Origin of the sequence: Streptomyces sp. NPDC020192, from assembly GCF_044388685.1 — a bacterium.
In the GTDB taxonomy this organism is placed as follows: Bacteria; Actinomycetota; Actinomycetes; order Streptomycetales; family Streptomycetaceae; genus Streptomyces.
In genome coordinates this window covers 60098-78121 of sequence record NZ_JBIRXG010000002.1, presented here as the reverse complement: position 1 = coordinate 78121, position 18024 = coordinate 60098, and the positions used below count along the sequence as shown (strand labels likewise).

The following is an 18024-nucleotide window of genomic DNA, read 5'->3' as shown; positions in this document are numbered from 1 at the left end:
CGTCGACACGCGTACGGCCGCCGACCGGGTTCTCCGGTCGGCGGCCGTTGTGCTGGGGCGCGTGCGGTCAGGCCTTCGCCGGCCTGGCGCAGGCGCCCGCGGCACACGCGGTCAGCCACTGGTCGAAGTCGGCGTCGTAGCGGGTGCCGATGCCGTCGTGGTAGACGGCGTATCCGCCGGCGTAGTCACCGACGCGGAAGCGGGCGAGCATGTGCTGGAGGTCGTCAGGGTGCTTCTCGGCCATGTAGCGCACGGCGAGATAGCCCCACGGGTAGGTGCGGATCACGTCGCTGTTGTCGTAGGTGCTCTGCCACAGGGTGCTCAGCTTGTACGTGTGCTTTCCGGCCTCCTGGGTGGCCTGGTCGTCGGCGAGACCCCGGTAGCTGTAGGAGACGTACTCGGCCAGGCCCTCGATCCACCAGATGTCCGGCACCGAGATCTGCTGGTCGAAGGCGCCCTTCATGTCGTCGCGGCCGTCGAGGAAGTGCGTGTACTCGTGGTTGAGGTTCCATATCCGGGCCGTGAAACCGTCGTCGTAGTCCTTCTGGTACATGATCGACGTGACGTGGTTGGCCGGGTCGGACGGGTCACCGTCCAGGGTCATGCCGCCGTTGTCGGTGCTGATGCCGTAGATCGGGCCGGCGTAGGTCTGGTAGTCGGCGCGGCTGGCGAAGACCACGAGCTGGATGCTGGACACGTACTGGCCGGGTATCTCTCCGTCGGCCTTCACCACACCGCGGAAGTAGGCGCTCTGGTTCAGCACACTGGCGCAGGCGGAGTCGAGGTCGGCGGCGGTCAGCGACTGGGCGAGGATGCTGACGTTCGCGTCGCACCGGCGACTGACCGGCAGGACGGCCCTGGTCAGCTTGCCGGGCAGGTCGCAGACGTCGTAGTACGCGCAGTTGGCGCTGTCGTAGGCGTTCGCCTGCGTGGCCACGGCGACCCAGAGCCCGGCCGTGGGGCCGGTCATCGCGGTCTCCTCGAGCAGGTCCTTGGTCAACGGGCGGACGGTGTCCTGCAGTTCGGGGTGCTCGACGTAACGGGCCAGGTTCATCCCGGCGTTGGAGTCCAGGAACGCCCGGTCGGTGCCGAGCAGGTCGGTGTTGGCGAGCGCGAAGTCGTCCAGGGTGTCGATGATGCCCGGGTCGGCCTCGACCGCCTTGACGTAGTCGGGGTTCCAGTTGCCGCGCCACAGCGGGGTGTAGACGTTGTTGACGGCCCTGACCATGCTGTCGACGGAGTCGTACGAGCTGTCGTAGTCGTTCAGCAGCCGCCGGTACACGGAGAGATAGCGGCCCTGCTGGTCGGCGCTGTCGGTGAGGATGACGGTCTCGCCGAGGATGTCGCCGTTGACCGCCGTGACATCACGCGAGTACGACCGGGCGAAGAAGGCGTCCAGGCCCGCCGTGACGGCCGTGGTGAGGCGGGTGGTGTACGCGCCCACGTCCGCGGAGTGGTTGAACTGCACGTAGTAACCGGCTCGCAGGAAGAGCACCAGCTGCTCCAGGCCGCCCGAGTTGTCGCCGCGGTACAGCTTGGCCGTGCGGGTGTACGCGGCCGCCACGCTGAGCATCTGGGCCTGCCGGAAGACGTCGTGCGCGTCTTTGCCGGTCACCGAGAACAGGGTGTTGACGCAGTCCGTGGACGAGGCCTTCACGAAGGACACGAGGGCGGAGCCGGTACGGCTGCCGAAATCGGCCGGAGTGCAGGAGGCCGCCTTGGCCGCCCTTCGGGCCGGATGGGCCGAGAGGGGCTGCAGAGGCGGGAGCCGGTCCGGGCTGAGCCGCCGGGCCTGGCTCGCGGGACGCTCGGTGACGGGGGTGGTCGCGCCGGTCGGCGACGGTGTGGACGCGTGCTGCCGGGGCGCGGTGGCGGCAGCTGTGTGCGGCCGCTGCGGGGCCGCCAGCGCGGGCGTGGACAGCAGTCCGGCCACGGTGACACAGACGACCACGGCACCGGCCATGCGCGTGGCCGTACGAGGGTGGCTGCGGCCGGGCATGCGTCTGGGCAGCGCGAAGCGATAGCGCATCGGGGTTCCTCCACGAAGGGATGCGCCTCGGTGGGGTGTTGAGGCGTGTGAGGCACTGTCTCAGCGGGCCGCGCGCTCCAACAATGCCGTGTGACATAGCACATGACACTGACGCCTCATAACATCGCGGTGTGCTCGTGACGTGCCGACAGGCAGCCGTGCCGACGTGCCGCTACACCCCGGTGACGCTCCAGGTGCGCGAGGCCCAGGCCCGCAGATGGGGTGCCTGGGCGACGAGATCGCGGTACGCGGCCGTGGCGGACTGGGCCAGCGCCTCCAGGACCTCGTCGTCGACGGTGTCGGGCCGCCAGGCCAGCACATAACGGCACCACAGCGGCGAGCCGACCAGCGGTTTGACCACGACGTGCGGGATCGGCCGCAGCGTCGGCTGGACGAGCGACACCCCGAGACCGTCGGCGATCATGCTCTGCAGCTGGCTCTGGTCGCCGAGGAACTCATGGACCGTGACCGGGGTGAAGCCAGCCGCCGCGCAGGCGTCGTAGAACACCCCGGGCCAGCCGGCGCCGTCGTCCGGGGTCACGAACCACGCGTCCTCGGCGAGGTCCGCGAGCTGCACCTGGGCGCACTGGCGCAGCCGGTGCCGGGAGGGCAGGGCGACGAACGTCGGCTCGGTGACGATCCCGCGGTGCTTCACGGCGTCCGAGTGGCGCAGCTCCATGCCGGGGTAGTCGGCGGCGATCGCGGCGTCCACCGCGCCCTGCTCCAGCAGCTCCACGATCCGTGAGGAGGCGTAGACGCTGTTGACCGCGAGGGACAGCTCCGGCAGCCGGGTGCGAACGCGGGAGACCGTGCCGGACAGCATGGGCGAGTTGGTCGCGGCCACGCGCAGCGTACGGCGAGGCCGCGACGACGTCGGGCGGTGACCGATGGCGTCGGCACGGGCCAGCACGTCGCGGGCCTGGGCGACCACCTCGGCGCCGTATGCGGTGGGCCGCACCCCACTCGTGCCGCGCTCGAAGAGGGGCTCGCCGAAGTGCCGTTCGATACGGCGCAGTTGAGTGCTCACGGCGGGCTGCGAATACCCGAGCTGTGCCGCCGCGCGCCCCACACTGCCGACGTCGGCGATCGCGCACACCACCCGCAGATGCCGCAGCTCCAGCTCCATCGCACCCCTCCTCATCCCCACACCCGAGTACCACCCGCCCCGGAAACCCCGCCGCTCACCACCACCGCCGCACCTGACCACACCCGGCGGCCCGAAGCGTTCCATTGTGCCGCACCCGACACAAGGGGCAGGTCAGCCGACCTTGGGGGTCCGGGCGAGCAGACAGCCCACCATCCCCGGGGCCGGGCCGGAGGTCCGCCTCACCTCAGGCCCCAGCCCGGCCGCAAGGATCCGCCGACCTCGGGCCCCAGACCCACGGCACGCAACCACCGGCCTCCGGCCCGCACCCATCACACGGCACCGACGGCCACGCAGCCACGCCGAACACACAGCCACCGGCCACGGCCCAGGCAGGACACCCCACCCCGGACCCCAAACCCGCACCACACAACCACCGGCCCGGGGCCAGGCAGGACACCCCGCCCCGGGACCCAGACCGACAGCACGGAACTACCGGCCTCGAGCCCGAACCGAGCACACCGCACGGACGGCCTCACAGCCGCGCCGAACACACACAACCACCGGCCCAAGGCCAGACAGGACACCCCACCCCGGAACCCGAACCCGCACCACACAACCACCGGCCTCCGACCCGCACCGAACCCACCGCACCGCCGCCCCCAGGCCCTGGCCGAGCACACGGCACCGACGACCTCGGCCCCGGCCCACCGGCCCCGGAGCCCGCCCCGAGGGTGGCCGACGCTTCTCGGGGGTGGACCGGTGCCGCCCCGCCCCGACCCCGCCCCACTCCAGCGCGGCCCTGATCTCTCAGCGCCGGCGCAGCGCCCCGCGCCGCTCGGCCCCCTCACCGGCGGCCCAGTACCTCGGTGGTGCGGATGAAGCCGTCCGTCCCGTGGCCCAGCCCGATGGCGCGGCGGGCCATGGCCTCCGCGGCGCGCATCACGCCCGCGTCGATGCCGTGGGACTCGGAGAGGGCGATGACGTGGGACATGGTCGAGACGGCCGAGGTGATGGGGTTGATCTCGCCGGAGTAGGTGCCCTCGTCGGCGTCCTGGGCGAACGTGGCGAACAGGGGTGGCAGGATCGCGCCGATGCCCTGCGCGAAGGGGGCCAGTTCGCCGGCGGTGACGCCTTCCGCCCGGGCGATCGCCATGGCGTGGGCGTAGCCCGCCATGGCGGTCCAGAAGATGTCCAGCAGCGCGATGTCGAACGTCGCCGCGCGCCCGATCTCCTCGCCGAGGTGGGTGTGCGTCCCGCCCAGCGCCGCCAGGACAGGTCGGTGCTCCTCGTACAGGTCCTGCGGGCCGCTGTGCAGGAACACGGCCTCCGGTGTTCCGATGCTGGGCGCCGGGGTCATGATCGCGCCGTCCAGGTAGCGGATGCTGTGTGCGGCCGCCCAGTCCGCCATGTCCCGGGCCCGTCCGGGGGTGTCCGCGGTCAGGTTCACCACGGTACGGCCCTTCAGCGCACGCGTAACCGCCTCGGGCCGCAGCAGTTGGTCGACCGCGTCGTAGTCCACCACGCACACCACGGTGAGGTCGGAGGCGGCCACGGCCTCCTCGGCCGAGCCGGCACCGGCGGCGCCCCGCTCGATCAGCTCTCGGTCCCTGCCCGGCGTACGGTTCCAGACCGTCGTACGCGCCCCCGCTCCCAGGAACGCGGCGGCCAGCGAGCGGCCCATGGGGCCGAGTCCGAGCACGGTGACGGCAGGAAGATTCGAGGATGCGGACATGTTCCAACTCCTGTACGTGTGCGAAACATACGTGTTCAAGAAAATGGCCTTACGGCCTGGTGAGGAACCGAGGACGCCAATGACACGCAGCCGCGCCCAGGACCCGAACGTCTGCGGGGTGACCGCCGCGATCGCCGTGATCGACGGCAAGTGGAAGACGTCCCTGCTGTGGCTGCTGGAGTCCGGCCCGCACCGGCCCGCCGCCCTGCGGCGCCGACTGCCGGGGCTGAGTGAGAAGGTGCTGACGCAGGCGCTGCGCGAGATGGAGGAGGACGGCCTGGTGCACCGCGAGGTGCACGACGTGCTGCCGCCGAAGACCGTCTACTCGCTGACCGCTTTCGGCCGCGACCTGTCCGAGGCCCTGGGCCCCGTCTCGGACTGGGGACACCGCCGCCTGGAGCGCCTCCGCGAACGCGGGGTCGCGTCCTTCTGACGCGCGGTCGCCACACCTCCACCCCCGTCCGTTGTGCCACCGCGCACGTCCCTGACCTCGTGGGACGAGCCTCTCCCGGCCAGGTACCGGCTGCCAAGTACGCACAAAAAAGTGGGTGTACGAGAGGGGCGGCCCGCCAACGCGACCCGGCCCGCCCCTCAACGGGGCAGGTGCACGCGTACCGGATGCCCCTCCCTCCCCCTGCCCCTCCCGATACCGCCGGCTCCCGGCCTCTTGACGCGCCCCGATCCCGATGTGATTTTTTATCGATACAAACGATCTCGGATTGGAGTACCGCGTGCCCACCGCCACCGCGATCATCAACCTCGACATCGAGGGCCCCACGATCAGCCGCCACCTGTACGGGCACTTCGCCGAGCATCTCGGCCGGTGTGTCTACGGCGGGTTCTGGGTCGGTGAGGACTCCCCGATCCCGAACGAGGGCGGTATCCGCCTGGACGTCGTCGAGGCACTGCGCGCCCTGGACATTCCCAACCTGCGCTGGCCGGGCGGCTGTTTCGCCGACGAGTACCACTGGCAGGACGGCATCGGACCCCGCGAGCAGCGGCCCCGGATGGTCAACACCCACTGGGGGAACGTCGAGGAGAACAACCACTTCGGCACCCACGAGTTCATGGCCCTGTGCGAACTGCTCGGCGCGGAGCCGTACATCAGCGGCAACGTGGGCAGCGGCACGGTCCGCGAGATGAGCGAGTGGGTCGAGTACCTCACCCGGGCGGGCGACAGCCCGACGGTGCGGCTACGCAAGGAGAACGGGCGCGAGGAGCCGTGGCGGGTGAGGTTCTGGGGCCTCGGCAACGAGACCTGGGGCTGTGGCGGAAACATGCGCGCCGAGTACTTCGCCGACCTGGCCCGCCAGTACGGCACGTACTGCCGTGACCACGGCGACAACAAGCTGTACCGGATCGCCTCGGGCGCCTCCGACGAGGACTACAAGTGGACCGAGACGCTGATGCGGCAGATCAACTGCTTCGGCTGCGAGGCCACTCCGCGCACCTACTACCAGGCGCTGTCCGTCCACTACTACACGCTGGCCGGACCCTGGGAGGCCAAGGGCAGCGCCACGGTCTTCGACACCGACGACTACTACCGCACGATGGTCTCCGCCCGGCGCGTCGACCGCATCCTCACCGGTCACTCCACCGTCATGGACTGCTACGACCCGGGGCGCACGGTCGGCCTCGTGCTGGACGAGTGGGGCACCTGGTGGGACGTCGAGCCGGGCACCAACCCGGGCTTCCTGTTCCAGCAGAACACGCTGCGGGACGCGCTCGTGGCGAGCACCCACTTCGACGTCTTCCACCGGCACGCCGCCCGCCTGGTCATGGCCAACATCGCGCAGACCGTCAACGTGCTCCAGGCCATGGTGCTCACCGACGGGGACGCACTGGTGCGGACACCGACGTACCACGTCTTCGAGATGAACAAGGGCCACCAGGACGCCACTTCACTCCCCGTTCATCTGCGCGCGGACGGCGCCCGGCGCGCCGTCGGGGACGCCGAGCTGGAGACGGTGTCCGTCTCGGCCAGTGTGAAGGACGGGACCGTCCTCGTCTCGCTGAGCAACCTGGACGCCGAGGAGGCCGCCGAGGTGACCCTGGACCTGCGCGGCGGCCGGATCGGTGAGGCGCGGGCGCGGATCCTCACGGCGGACAAGCTCCAGGCGCACAACACCCCGCAGGCACCGGAGGCGGTGGCCCCGCGCGCCTTCGACGGCGACGGCGTACGGGTCACGGACCGGGGGCTGGCGCTGACCCTGCCCCCGCACTCCTTCGTGACCGTCCAGGCTCCCCTGACCGTGGAGGGCTGAGAGATGGCGACCATGGAACGGCCCCTGCCCGAGCGGCGGTCGCGTCCCCCGATGGGCTGGAACAGCTGGGACTGCTACGGCACGACCGTCACCGAGGACGAGGTGCTCGCCAACGCGGTGTTCATGCGCGATCACCTGCTCCCGCACGGCTGGGACACGGTGGTGGTGGACATCCAGTGGTACGAGCCGACGGCCCGCTCCCATGGCTACAACCCGGACGCGCCGCTGGTCCTGGACGCGTACGGCCGTCAGCTCCCGGCGCCGAACCGGTTCCCCTCCGCCGCCGGCGGGGCGGGCTTCGCGCCGCTGGCCCGGCGGGTGCACGACCTCGGGCTGCGCTTCGGCCTGCACATCATGCGGGGCATCCCACGCCGGGCCGTCGCCTCCCAACTACCCGTGTACGGCACGGAGTTCACGGCCGGCGAGATCGCCGACACGGACTCCGTCTGCCCGTGGAACTCCGACAACCACGGCCTGGACCACGACCATCCGGGCGCCCAGGCCTACTACGACTCCCAGCTCGCCCAATTCGCCGACTGGGGCGTGGACTTCGTCAAGGCCGACGACATGCTCTTCCCGTACCACGAGCGGGAGATCGCGGCCTACGCGCGGGCCATCGAGCGCAGCGGACGGCCGATCGAGCTGAGCCTGTCCCCCGGTACCGATGTCTCCCTCGCCCACCTGGACCATCTGCGCAGGCACGCCACGATGTGGCGGGTCTGCGACGACCTGTGGGACCGCTGGGCGGACGTGGAGGCCCAGTTCGCGCGGATGGCCCGGTGGGCGCCCTGGCAGGGTGAGGGCGGCTGGGCGGACGCCGACATGCTGCCGCTCGGCCGGATCGGCATCCGCGCCGAACGCGGCGCGGACCGGCTGTCCCGGCTCACCCGGCCCGAGCAGATCAGCCTGCTCACCCTGTGGCTGATCTCCCGCTCGCCCCTGATGATGGGCGGCGACCTGCCGACCAGTCCCCCGGAGACCATCGAACTCCTGAGCAACGACGAGGCGTTGGCCGTCCTGTGGCACAGCACCGGCAACCGCGAGGTGCTGCGCGAGGGCGACCTGGTGCTGTGGACGGCCCGCGACACGGACGGCCGTACCCGTTACGCCGCCGTGTTCTCCCTCGCCGACGTGCCCCGCCGGTACGAGGTGCCGCTCGGCTCGCTCGGTGGCCGGCCCGCCGACCGGGTCCGGGAGCTGTGGAGCCACAGCGACGTCACGCACGACGGCCGACGGCTGACCGTCGACGTGCCCGCCCACGGCGCCGCCCTCTATCGTCTTGCGGAGGACACCGGGCGGGAGTGAGCGTGGCGACGATCCAGGACGTGGCGAAGGCGGCCGGGGTGTCGGCGATGACCGTCTCCAACGTCATCAACGACCACCCCAACGTCCGCCCCGCCACCCGGGAACGCGTCCTCGCGGCGATGGCCCGGCTCGACTACCGGGTCAACGTGGCCGCCCGCAACCTCCGCAAGGGCCGCACCGGCACCATCGGCCTCGCGGTCCCCGAGGTGAACCGCCCGTACTACGGCCGGCTGGCCGCGGCCATCATCACCGCGGCCGCCCGGCACGGACTGCGGGTGAGCGTCGAGCAGACCGGCGCCCGTCGCGAGAACGAGCTGGCGGCGCTGTCGCTGTCCCGCAACCGGCTCTACGACGGGCTCATCCTCAGCACCGTCGGCATGGGCCCGGCCGATGTCGCGGCGCTCGAGGTGGACCACCCGGTGGTGCTCCTCGGCGAGCGGATCTTCGGCGGGCCCGTGGACCATGTCGCCATGCCCAACGTCGAGGCGTCCGCCGCCGCCACCCGGCATCTGATCGAGCGGGGCTGCCGGCGCGTGGCCCTCGTGTGCGGGGAGCTGCGCGACGAGGTCCATATGTCGAGCCTGCGCCACACCGGCTACCGGCAGGCACTGCGGGCCGCCGGGCTGCCCGCCGACCCGGCCCTGGTGCAGAGCGTGCCGGCGCTCACCATGGCGGAGGGGGCCCGGCGGGCGCGGGCGATGGTGGCGGGCGGCCTGGACTTCGACGGCGTGTTCTGTGTGACGGACACCGTGGCGATGGGGGTGCTGCGGGGGCTGGCGGACGCCGGGGTGCGGGTGCCGGAGCAGGTCAAGGTGATCGGTTTCGACAACGTCGACGAGAGCGCCTTCCTCGTGCCGTCGCTGTCCACGGTGGATCCCGATCACGATCTGATGGCCGAGCGCGCCGTCGGGCTGCTCGTCGCCCGGCTCGGCAGCGCGGGGCCTCCGGCGGAGCAGGAGGAGTTCGTCAGCCCCTTCTCGCTGGTGCTGCGCGAGTCGACCGCCCACTGAGCGAAGCCGTCCACGTTTCGACGTGGCTACAGCATATCCTCGTTTGCCTAATACTTTTAGGCAGTGCCATAATCGATTATGGCAGAGGGGAGATAATTTATGGTTCGCGCAGGTCTGAGCACCGAGCGTCTGGTCCGTGCGGGCGCCGAGCTGGCCGACGAGGTCGGTTTCGAGCAGGCGACCGTGTCCGCGCTGGCCCGGCGGTTCGACGTCAAGGTCGCGAGTCTCTACTCGCATCTGAAGAACTCCCAGGACCTCAAGACCCGGATCGCGCTGCTCGCCCTGGAGGAGCTGGCCGACCGCGCCGCCGAGGCGCTCGCCGGCCGGGCCGGCAAGGACGCCCTGATCGCGTTCGCCGACGTGTACCGCGACTACGCCCGCGCACACCCCGGCCGCTACGCGGCGACCCGGCATCCACTCGACCCCGAAGCGACGGCGGCGAGCGCGGGCGGCCGGCACGCGCAGATGACCCGGGCGATCCTGCGCGGCTACGACCTGCCCGAGCCCGACCAGACCCACGCGGTCCGCCTCCTCGGCAGCGTCTTCCACGGCTACGTCAGCCTGGAGACGGCCGGCGGCTTCAGCCACAGCGCCCCCGACTCGCAGGAGTCCTGGACCCGGATCCTGGACGCGCTGGACTCCCTGCTGCGCGACTGGCCCACCCCCTGACCCTCTTCGACCCCTTCGAAACGCAGGCCGACACCATGCACACCATCCCGCTGACCCCCGAACTCCTGCGCGGCGCGCTGGACGTGGAACGCACCGGGCACGGACTGCTGCCGCACCGGCTGCCCGCCCGCGCCCGCGCGCAGTGCGCCGACCCTCAGCTGGCCCTGGCGGAGTCCCAGCCCTCCGGCGTACGGCTGGTCCTGCGCACCCGCGCGACCACCGTCGAGCTGGACACCCTGCCGACCAAACGGGTCCACGTCGGCGCGCCGCCCCGCCCGGACGGCGTGTACGACCTGCTGATCGACGGGCGGCTCGCCGGCAGCGGCCGGGTCGAGGGCGGCAACACGCTCACGATCGACATGGCGGCCGGCAGCGCCGCGCACCGGCCGGGCCCGGTCGGCACCATCCGCTTCACGGACCTGCCCGGCACCGTCAAGGACGTGGAGATCTGGCTGCCGCACAACGAGACGACCGAGCTGGTCGCGCTGCGCACCGACGCACCCGTGGAGCCCGTACCGGACCGGGGCCGCACGGTGTGGCTGCACCACGGCAGTTCGATCAGCCACGGCTCCGACGCCGCGAGCCCGACCACCACCTGGCCGGCGCTCGCCGCGTCCCTGGGCGGGGTGGAGCTGATCAACCTCGGGCTGGGCGGCAGCGCGCTGCTCGACCCGTTCACCGCGCGCACACTGCGCGACACGCCCGCCGATCTGATCAGCGTCAAGCTCGGCATCAACGTGGTCAACACCGACCTGATGCGGCTGCGCGCGTTCGGCCCCGCCGTGCACGGCTTCCTCGACACCGTCCGCGAGGGCCACCCCGACACCCCGCTGCTCGTCGTCTCGCCGATCCTGTGCCCGATACACGAGGACACGCCGGGTCCCAGCGTCCCGGACTTCTCCGCCCTGAGCGAGGGACGGCTGCGGTTCCGGGCCGCCGGGGATCCGGCGGAGACCGCGAGCGGCAAGCTCACCCTGCGGGTCGTCCGGGAGGAGCTGGCCCGGATCGTGCGCGAGCGGGCCGCCGAGGACCCGCACCTGCACTACCTCGACGGCCGTGACCTGTACGGCGAGGCCGACTTCGGCGAGCTGCCGCTGCCCGACGACCTCCACCCCGACGCCGCCGCACATCGCCGCATCGGCGAGCGGTTCGCGGCGCGGGCGTTCACGCCGGGCGGCGCCCTCGGAAAGGGCGCCGCCTGAACCGTACAAGCCTGCTCACACCAGGTGGGCGAAGACCACCAGGTTGTCCTTGTAGTCCTTCGCGTCGTGGTCGTACGGCCCGGCACAGGTGATCAGCCGGACCTCGGGGCGCGACGCGTCGGCGTACACGCGCTGGTCGGGGAAGGCGTCCTTGGCGAAGGTCTCGGTGTCGTCCACGACGAAGTCCGCGTCGCGACCGTCGGCGCGCTGCACGGTGAACGTGTCGCCCTCCTTCAGCTCGTCGAGGCCGGCAAAAACGGCCGGGGAGGTCGTGGTGTCGAGGTGCCCCGCGATGATCGCGGTGCCCTTCTCACCGGGCGAGACGCCCTGGGCGTACCAGCCGACCAGGTTGGTGTCTTCGGCGGCCGGAGGCTGGAGCTCGCCCCCGGCGCCCTTGGCCAGGGTGGTGAAAGGGGCGTCCACGTCGATCTTCGGGATGAGCAGGCGGGTCGGTGCGGACCGGGGCAGCTCCTCGTCGAGCTCCTGCGGATCGGCCGGCGCGGCAGTTCCCGCGCCCGGGCCGGTACGCGCACCCGGGCCCGCGCCCGCGCCCGCGCCCGCGCCTGCCCCGGCGCCTGCGCCAGCGCCGGCGCCCGCGGGACGCGCGGTCTGCGGGGCGTCGCCCGTCTTGTGGTGGCCGCCGAGCACACTGACGAAGAGGACGACGATCGCCACCACCCACAGCGTCAGCCGCCCGCTGCGGCTGGAACTCCGCCCGTCCACCGGTGTCGGGGAGGAGGGATTTGCTGCCATCGGACACCACCTCGCTCGGACACGGCAGCACAGGAATCAGAACAAGGGCGCCGGCGCGAAGCCCGGCGCACAGGGAGGAACACGGGGCCTCGCTCGGGCGGCGGGCCGCCGACGCGATGGGCGCGTCGGCGGCGGCCGCTCTCGGCAACGAGCCGTCGGGTCAGTCGGGTCAGGACTGCTGACCGGCCTTCCGACGGCGCATCACGTAGATGCCGGCCGTGCCCGCGGCCAGCACCGCCAGGCCGCCCGCGGTAACACTCGGACCGGCGAGAGCGCCGCCACCCGTGTGCATACCGCCGTTGGGCCGGTCGCGGTCGTTGCCGCGCTCGTCATCGCCACGACCGTTGTCCCGGCCGTTGCCGCGGTCGTTGTCCCGACCGTTCCCACGGTCGTTGTCCCGACCGTTGTCCCGGCCGTTCCCACGGTCGTTGCCCTGGCCGTTGTCCCGGCCGTTCCCACGGTCGTTGCCCTGGCCGTTGTCCCGGCCGTTCCCACGGTCGTTGCCCTGGCCGTTGTCGCGACCCGAGTCCGAACCCCAGTTGTCGCTACTCACCAAGGCGAGGGCGCCGCCACCGGTGTGCACACCGCCACGCGGCTCGCCACGCCCACGGTCGCCGCCCCGACCACGGTCGTTGCCGTGACCGCGGTCGCCGCCCCGACCGTGTTCGTCGTCGCCACCGCGGTCGCCGCCCCGACCGTGTTCGCCGCCGCGACCGTGTTCGTCGTCGCCACCGCGGTCGCCGCCCCGGCCGTGGTCCTCACCCCGACCGTGTTCGTTGTCCCGACCGTGGTCATCGCCCCGGCCGTTGTCGTCGTCACGCCCGTGGTCGTCATCGCCACCGCGGTCGCTGTCGCCGCCGTGGTCATCGTCGCCGCGACCGTTGTCCTCGTCGCCGCCCCGGCCGCGGTCGCCGCCGTGGTCATCGCCACGCACGACGGAGAGTGCTCCGCCACCCGTGTGAATTCCACCGCGCGGCTCGTCGTGTCCGCGGCCCCTGCCGTGGTCGCCTCCGCGATCGTTGTCGTTGTCCCGGCCGTGGTCGCCGCCACGGCCGTGGTCGTCGTCGCGACCGTTGCCCTTGTCGGACCCGCGGTCGTCGCCGCTGTCCCGGTCGTTGTCCTGGCTGTGAGAATGGTTGCCCCGGCCGCCGTCGTCGCCCATATGGGCGGCGAACGCGGCGCCGGGCGTGGCGAAGGCGAGAGCGGCGCTGACGGCCGCCGTCGCCAGAAGCCTGCGGGCAGAACGCATAGCGATGTCCTTCCGCCGTGACCGGGCAGCGGATACCTCATCAGCTGGATAGACCCGGCCTCGACATGAACCACCGTCAGCGCGTGGCCGGACTCGCACCATCCGAGCCACCCAGCCGGGTCACCGAGCCACCCGTCTGTCCCAGTGATCGCCTTCTTTAGACCGCCGTTCGGGGGAATCGAGCGGCGTGGCGCCACCGTCGTACGGCGCATCACGTCGTAGACGCCGGCGACGGGTGCGAGGTGGGCCGGGGCAGCCGCGCGCGGTCCGCTCGTCCGGCACTACGGCGGCGCCCGCCCGCAGACCGCCTACCAGCTACTCGTCGCCGGTCCGGCCCTGTCCGGCCTGGCGTCCGCCGCCGTCCTCGCCCTGCTGCCACCGGTGGCGTCCTCGCCCGCCGCCCGGGGCCGCGCCGGACAGCCCTGGGCAACCTTCCCTACCTGCTGCTGACCGCCCTGGACGGCGTGAGGGCCGTGCAGTTCAAGGTGCTGACGGTCACCGTGCCGCTGTGGCCGGTCGGTGGCGGACGGGCCTACCGCCGGGCGGGGTTCGCCTTCCTCGCCCCACACGGTCGGGGAGTTGTGGCACTCCGCGGCGGGCTTCGAGGCATCCTTCACGCTCGCCCCCCGAGCACGCGACGGACCAGTACCTCGGGGTGTTCGGGCCCTGCGGGCGTCGGCGGCGGGCCCGGCGTCGTACTCCGTCTGCGACGGCGGAGGCGTACGGCCGCGCCCTCGGTCCTAGCCTGAATCCGACATTCCCTCGGATTCAGGCGGTGCCCCGGCGGCCCGTCCGTCGAGAAGGGGCTCCCTGCCCGAGACCTCGCTCACCCGGCGGCTGCTCGCGGTGCCGCTGGGTGCGCTGATCGGCCTCACCGCCGTCGCCGCCCCCGCCCGGGCCGACGTCGGCGAGGTGACGGAGCATCCGGTGACCACCGCGCCCGACAGCGGTCCCGTCGGCATCACTGCCGGGCCGGACGGCGCCCTGTGGTTCACCGAGAACGGCGTCGGCCGGATCGGCCGGATGGCCCTCGACGGCACCATGACCGACTTCCCCACCTCCGGTCCCGGCACCGGGCCCACCGAGATCACCCAAGGGCCCGGCCGGACCCTGTGGTTCACCGAGACGGGCGCCGGCCGGATCGGCCGTCTCACCGTCTCCGGAGGGCTTACGGAGTTCCCGGTCCCGACGGCCGACAGCGGGCCGGCCGGGATCACGCTCGGGCCGGACGGGGCGCTGTGGTTCACCGAGGCGGACGCGGACAGGATCGGCCGGCTCACGCCCGACGGCCGGTTCACCGAGTTCCCGGTCCCCACCCCGGGCGCCTCACCCAAGTCCATCGCGCCGGGCGACGACGGCGCACTGTGGTTCACCGAGCTGGTCGCCGGGAAGGCCGGCCGGATCACCACGTCGGGCCGGGTGACGGAGTATCCGCTGCCCGGGGCCGCCGGCCTGCCCGACGGCATCGTCGCCGGACCGGGTGGTATGTGGCTGACCGCGCCCGGCGCGCACGCGGTCGACCGGATCGACCGCACCGGCCACGTCACCCGCTTCCCGCTGCCCGATCCGAACGGCGACCCGAGCGGCATCGCACGCGGGCCCGACGGCGGGATCTGGTACGCCGACCGGTCCGGCCGGATCGGCAGGATCGACGCGCGGGGTAAGGTGACCGCCTTCCCGGTGCCGGACGGCGCCGCCGAGGTACCCTTCCGGCTGGCCACGGGACCCGACCGGGCCGTGTGGTTCACCGGGTTGATCGGCAACACGCTCGGCCGCGTCCAGGCTCTTCCCCGCTGACCCCCTTGTTATGACCGCCGTCATAACGCAGGCTGGTGCCGACAAGCACGGCAGGCCGACGCGGTGGGAGGAAGCAGTGGCGGACGGGATGGCGCGGGCCCTGTGGGAGCGGTACGAGCCGGTGCACGACCTCGTGTACTTCGCACCGGAGGCGCACAGGGCGGCGGACGCGCTCGGGATGCGCGGGTACTGGATGGGGTACTTCGCGCTGCGCGCCGCGCCGCTCGGTGCCGTGTCCCCGTCCGTGGTGACCAGTTGCTTCTACGTCTTCCACCCCGCCCGGGTGGCTCGGGCCCTGCCGGACGCCTGGCGGTACGCGGCGCCCGGCGACGTCCTGGCCGCCCGGCTGGAGGCCCTGGAGGCGGCGATGACCGGCCTGTTCGGGCCGGACACGGTCGGCTCCGCGGACTTCGCCGAGGCCGCCGACCTCGCCTGGGAGGCCGCGGCCGCCGCGGACACCACGGGCCGGGTGCTGGCCGCCGCCAACCAGGCGCTGGAGCGGCCGGAGGGCCCGGCAGCCCGGCTGTGGCAGGGGCTGACCACCCTGCGTGAGCACCGGGGTGACGGGCATGTCGCGGTGCTGGTGAGCCAGGGGCTCGGGCCGGTCGAGGCGATGGTGCTCAAGGCCGCGGCCGGCGAGTCGGACGCGGCGTTCCTGCGCGAGACACGCAAGTGGGAGCAGCCGGACTGGGACGCGGCCGGGGCGCGGCTGCGCGAGCGGGGTCTGCTCGCGGCGGACGGGTCGCTCACCCCGGCCGGGGCGGCCGTACGCGCGGAGGTCGAGGCACTGACCGACGCGGCGGCCGAAGCACCGTGGACCGCCCTCGGCACGGACCGCGCCGCCCGTCTGGCCGAGCTGCTGGATCCACTGGCCGACGCCGTGGAGACCTCGGGTCTCCTGCCCCCGACCAATCCGGTGGGGCTGACCCGGGCGTCGTAGACCGTCAGCGCCCCCGCCCGGGGTGCCGGGTCGGGGGTGCCGTGCGGGCGGTTTCCGGGTTACCAGGTCACCGGCAGGCGTTCGGGGATGCGTTTCATGAAGCCGGTGCGCCAGACCAGTTGGGCGGGTGGGACGGCGAGGGCGAGGTCGGGCAGGCGGTCGAGGAGGACCTCCAGGGCGATGCGGGCGTGGGCGCGGCCGAGGGCGGTCGCGGGGCAGTAGTGGGCGCCGCCGCCGAAGGAAAGGTGGTCGGCGGTGTTGTCGCGGTGGACGTCGAAGCGGTGCGGGTCCTCGAACCTGGCCGGGTCGAGGTTGGCGCCCTCGACCAGTACCAGGACCAGTTCGCCCTTCTTCACCACGGTGTCGCCGAGCCGGATGTCGGCCAGGGCCAGCCGGGGCAGGGCGTCGCCGATGGAGAGGTTCACCCGCAGCAGTTCCTCCACACCGGGGCCGATGAGGTCCGGGCGGTCCCGGAGGAGGTCGCGGGCGACGGGGTGGGTGAGCAGGTAGACCAGGGCCATGGCGAGGAAGCCCGAGGTGGAGATGACACCGGCGCCGAACAGGGTGACGCCGACGGTGGCCAGCATCTCGTCGGTGAGGTGGGCGTAGTCGGGGTCGTCGCGCAGGGCGGCGAGTTCGCCCATCAGGCCGCCTGTCGCGGGATCGTCGAGCAGGGCCGTCATCCGGGCGATGTCCCGGTCCCAGTTGATGCGCGCGCCGGCGACCGGGCCGGGCGCGTTCATGAAGGCGATGTCGAGGCTGCGCAGAAAGGCCGGGGCCTCGGTCTGCGGGATGCCGAGGAGGTGACAGTGCATCCCGGCCGAGTACGGCTCGCAGAACGCGCCGCGCAGATCCGCCGTGGGGCCGTCCGCCAGCAGCCGGTCCACCAGGCGGTGGGCCTCGGCGCGCAGCCACTCCATCAGGCCCGGCGACTTGGGGTTGAGCGCCTTGAGCACCGCCCGGCGCAGTCCGGCCCCGGTGATGTTGCCCATGTTGTTCACGACCTCGGGCGGGATCGTGAGCGCGTACTGGCGGGGCACGCCCGGGGCGGAGGTGTCCTTGAGGGAGAACCGGTCGTCCTTGAGCACCCGTGCGCACAGGTCGTACGACGACACCAGCCAGGCCTCGTCGCCGGCGATGGTCCGCACCCGCCGCACGGGGGTGGTGGCGCGCAGTTCCTCGACCTCGGCGGGCACCCGGGTGCCGTCCCAGGAGAACGGGAAGCCGAGCAGCGGCGGGGCGTCGGGGCGCAGGGCGGGGGCGGTGGTCATGCGGCGGTTCCTTCCAGGGCGGCGGGGGTGACGACGGCGTGGCCCTGGTTGCGGGAGGCGCGCAGGCCGGCGCCGCGGGAGTACAACAGCTCGGCCATCGGCAGCAGTTGGTGGTAGCAGTTGAGCGAGGAGGGCACCTGGAGGATCGCGGGGGTGTCCAGGAACAGCGGGGCTTCGGCGCAGACGTACTCCAGGCACACCGCGCGCTGCCGCTCGGTCGGCGTCCCGCCACGAGCCGTGAGGAAACGATTCACCAAGGCATCGCACACGGCACGGAAGGCCCCGTCGGTGGCCAGTCGCGTCGTCAGCTGCCGGTGGATCTCCTGGTAGGCGGGGTTGGTACGGAACTGCGACATCGGATGCCAGTCCAGCCGGGTGCCGTCCGGGTCGGCCGCCGTCACCGCGTCCCGGACCTTGGCGCGCACTCCGCGCAGGTTCTTCACCGCCTTGCGCCGGGCCTCGTCCGGGGGATAGCCGGACGCCTCGTACATCTCGGCGACGTACAGGTCGGTGTAGACGAAGTCGACGCGGTCGAAGCGGTCCAGTCCCCAGCGGGCGAGGTCGTGCAGGCGGCGGGCCGAGAAATAGCTGTTGCCCGGGGACACACCGATCACGGCGTGCGCGCCCTCGCCGAGGATGATCTCGCAGTGGGAGGTGTACGGCTGGACTTCGAAGACGTCGGCCATCAGCACGGATGCTGTGGTCACAGAGGGAAT

At 72.3% G+C, this 18024-nt stretch carries 16 protein-coding genes; 9 read left to right on the top strand and 7 right to left on the bottom strand.

Features of this window, described 5'->3' with window-relative positions:
* Positions 1 to 67: 67 nt before the first annotated feature.
* The 3 genes from ACH47Z_RS04765 to ACH47Z_RS04755 form a co-directional block, all read right to left on the bottom strand.
* On the bottom strand, positions 68 to 2029 hold the full coding sequence (locus ACH47Z_RS04765) for a collagenase (RefSeq protein ID WP_399070517.1): 1962 nt from the start codon (positions 2027 to 2029) through the stop codon (positions 68 to 70).
* 172 nt (positions 2030 to 2201) lie between these two features.
* Positions 2202 to 3155 carry a LysR family transcriptional regulator gene (locus ACH47Z_RS04760; protein ID WP_399070515.1) on the bottom strand — a complete coding sequence of 318 codons (954 nt, stop codon included), beginning with the start codon at positions 3153 to 3155 and terminating at the stop codon, positions 2202 to 2204.
* 805 nt (positions 3156 to 3960) lie between these two features.
* Entirely contained in the window at positions 3961 to 4848 is an 888-nt protein-coding gene (locus ACH47Z_RS04755; RefSeq protein ID WP_399070513.1) for an NAD(P)-dependent oxidoreductase, read from the bottom strand.
* A gap of 79 nt (positions 4849 to 4927) precedes the next feature.
* Between ACH47Z_RS04755 and ACH47Z_RS04750 the strand changes: the two genes are divergently transcribed.
* From ACH47Z_RS04750 to ACH47Z_RS04725, 6 genes are all read left to right on the top strand, one after another.
* Entirely contained in the window at positions 4928 to 5281 is a 354-nt protein-coding gene (locus ACH47Z_RS04750; RefSeq protein WP_399070511.1) for a winged helix-turn-helix transcriptional regulator, read from the top strand.
* A 298-nt stretch (positions 5282 to 5579) separates the two neighbouring features.
* On the top strand, positions 5580 to 7112 hold the full coding sequence (locus ACH47Z_RS04745) for an alpha-N-arabinofuranosidase (protein ID WP_399070509.1): 1533 nt from the start codon (positions 5580 to 5582) through the stop codon (positions 7110 to 7112).
* A 3-nt stretch (positions 7113 to 7115) separates the two neighbouring features.
* Positions 7116 to 8417 carry a glycoside hydrolase family 27 protein gene (locus ACH47Z_RS04740; protein ID WP_399070507.1) on the top strand — a complete coding sequence of 434 codons (1302 nt, stop codon included), beginning with the start codon at positions 7116 to 7118 and terminating at the stop codon, positions 8415 to 8417.
* A 2-nt stretch (positions 8418 to 8419) separates the two neighbouring features.
* Entirely contained in the window at positions 8420 to 9427 is a 1008-nt protein-coding gene (locus ACH47Z_RS04735) for a LacI family DNA-binding transcriptional regulator (protein WP_399070505.1), read from the top strand.
* A gap of 99 nt (positions 9428 to 9526) precedes the next feature.
* On the top strand, positions 9527 to 10096 hold the full coding sequence (locus ACH47Z_RS04730; RefSeq protein ID WP_399070503.1) for a TetR/AcrR family transcriptional regulator: 570 nt from the start codon (positions 9527 to 9529) through the stop codon (positions 10094 to 10096).
* A gap of 35 nt (positions 10097 to 10131) precedes the next feature.
* Complete coding sequence (locus ACH47Z_RS04725; RefSeq protein WP_399070501.1) at positions 10132 to 11298, top strand: GDSL-type esterase/lipase family protein; 1167 nt, start codon at positions 10132 to 10134, stop codon at positions 11296 to 11298.
* A gap of 15 nt (positions 11299 to 11313) precedes the next feature.
* Here the strand turns inward: ACH47Z_RS04725 and ACH47Z_RS04720 are convergent, their stop codons facing one another.
* Positions 11314 to 12051: a class F sortase gene (locus ACH47Z_RS04720; RefSeq protein ID WP_399070499.1), complete on the bottom strand. Its 738-nt coding sequence runs from the start codon at positions 12049 to 12051 to the stop codon at positions 11314 to 11316.
* Between the two features lie 169 nt (positions 12052 to 12220).
* The gene (locus ACH47Z_RS04715; RefSeq protein ID WP_399070497.1) at positions 12221 to 12604 is read right to left on the bottom strand and encodes a hypothetical protein; all 384 of its coding nucleotides are present in this window, start codon (positions 12602 to 12604) and stop codon (positions 12221 to 12223) included.
* A 24-nt stretch (positions 12605 to 12628) separates the two neighbouring features.
* Between ACH47Z_RS04715 and ACH47Z_RS04710 the strand changes: the two genes are divergently transcribed.
* From ACH47Z_RS04710 to ACH47Z_RS04700, 3 genes are all read left to right on the top strand, one after another.
* On the top strand, positions 12629 to 13321 hold the full coding sequence (locus ACH47Z_RS04710; RefSeq protein ID WP_399070495.1) for a hypothetical protein: 693 nt from the start codon (positions 12629 to 12631) through the stop codon (positions 13319 to 13321).
* Between the two features lie 825 nt (positions 13322 to 14146).
* Positions 14147 to 15097, top strand: coding sequence for a hypothetical protein (locus ACH47Z_RS04705; RefSeq protein ID WP_399070493.1), 951 nt, complete (start codon positions 14147 to 14149; stop codon positions 15095 to 15097).
* A gap of 88 nt (positions 15098 to 15185) precedes the next feature.
* Positions 15186 to 16037: a hypothetical protein gene (locus ACH47Z_RS04700; RefSeq protein WP_399071357.1), complete on the top strand. Its 852-nt coding sequence runs from the start codon at positions 15186 to 15188 to the stop codon at positions 16035 to 16037.
* 59 nt (positions 16038 to 16096) lie between these two features.
* Here the strand turns inward: ACH47Z_RS04700 and ACH47Z_RS04695 are convergent, their stop codons facing one another.
* Entirely contained in the window at positions 16097 to 17308 is a 1212-nt protein-coding gene (locus ACH47Z_RS04695) for a cytochrome P450 (protein ID WP_399070491.1), read from the bottom strand.
* A complete protein-coding gene (locus tag ACH47Z_RS04690; protein WP_399070490.1) occupies positions 17305 to 18015 on the bottom strand; it encodes a tRNA-dependent cyclodipeptide synthase in 711 nt (236 codons plus the stop codon). The genes ACH47Z_RS04695 and ACH47Z_RS04690 overlap by 4 nt, the downstream gene beginning before the upstream one ends.
* Positions 18016 to 18024: the final 9 nt, after the last annotated feature.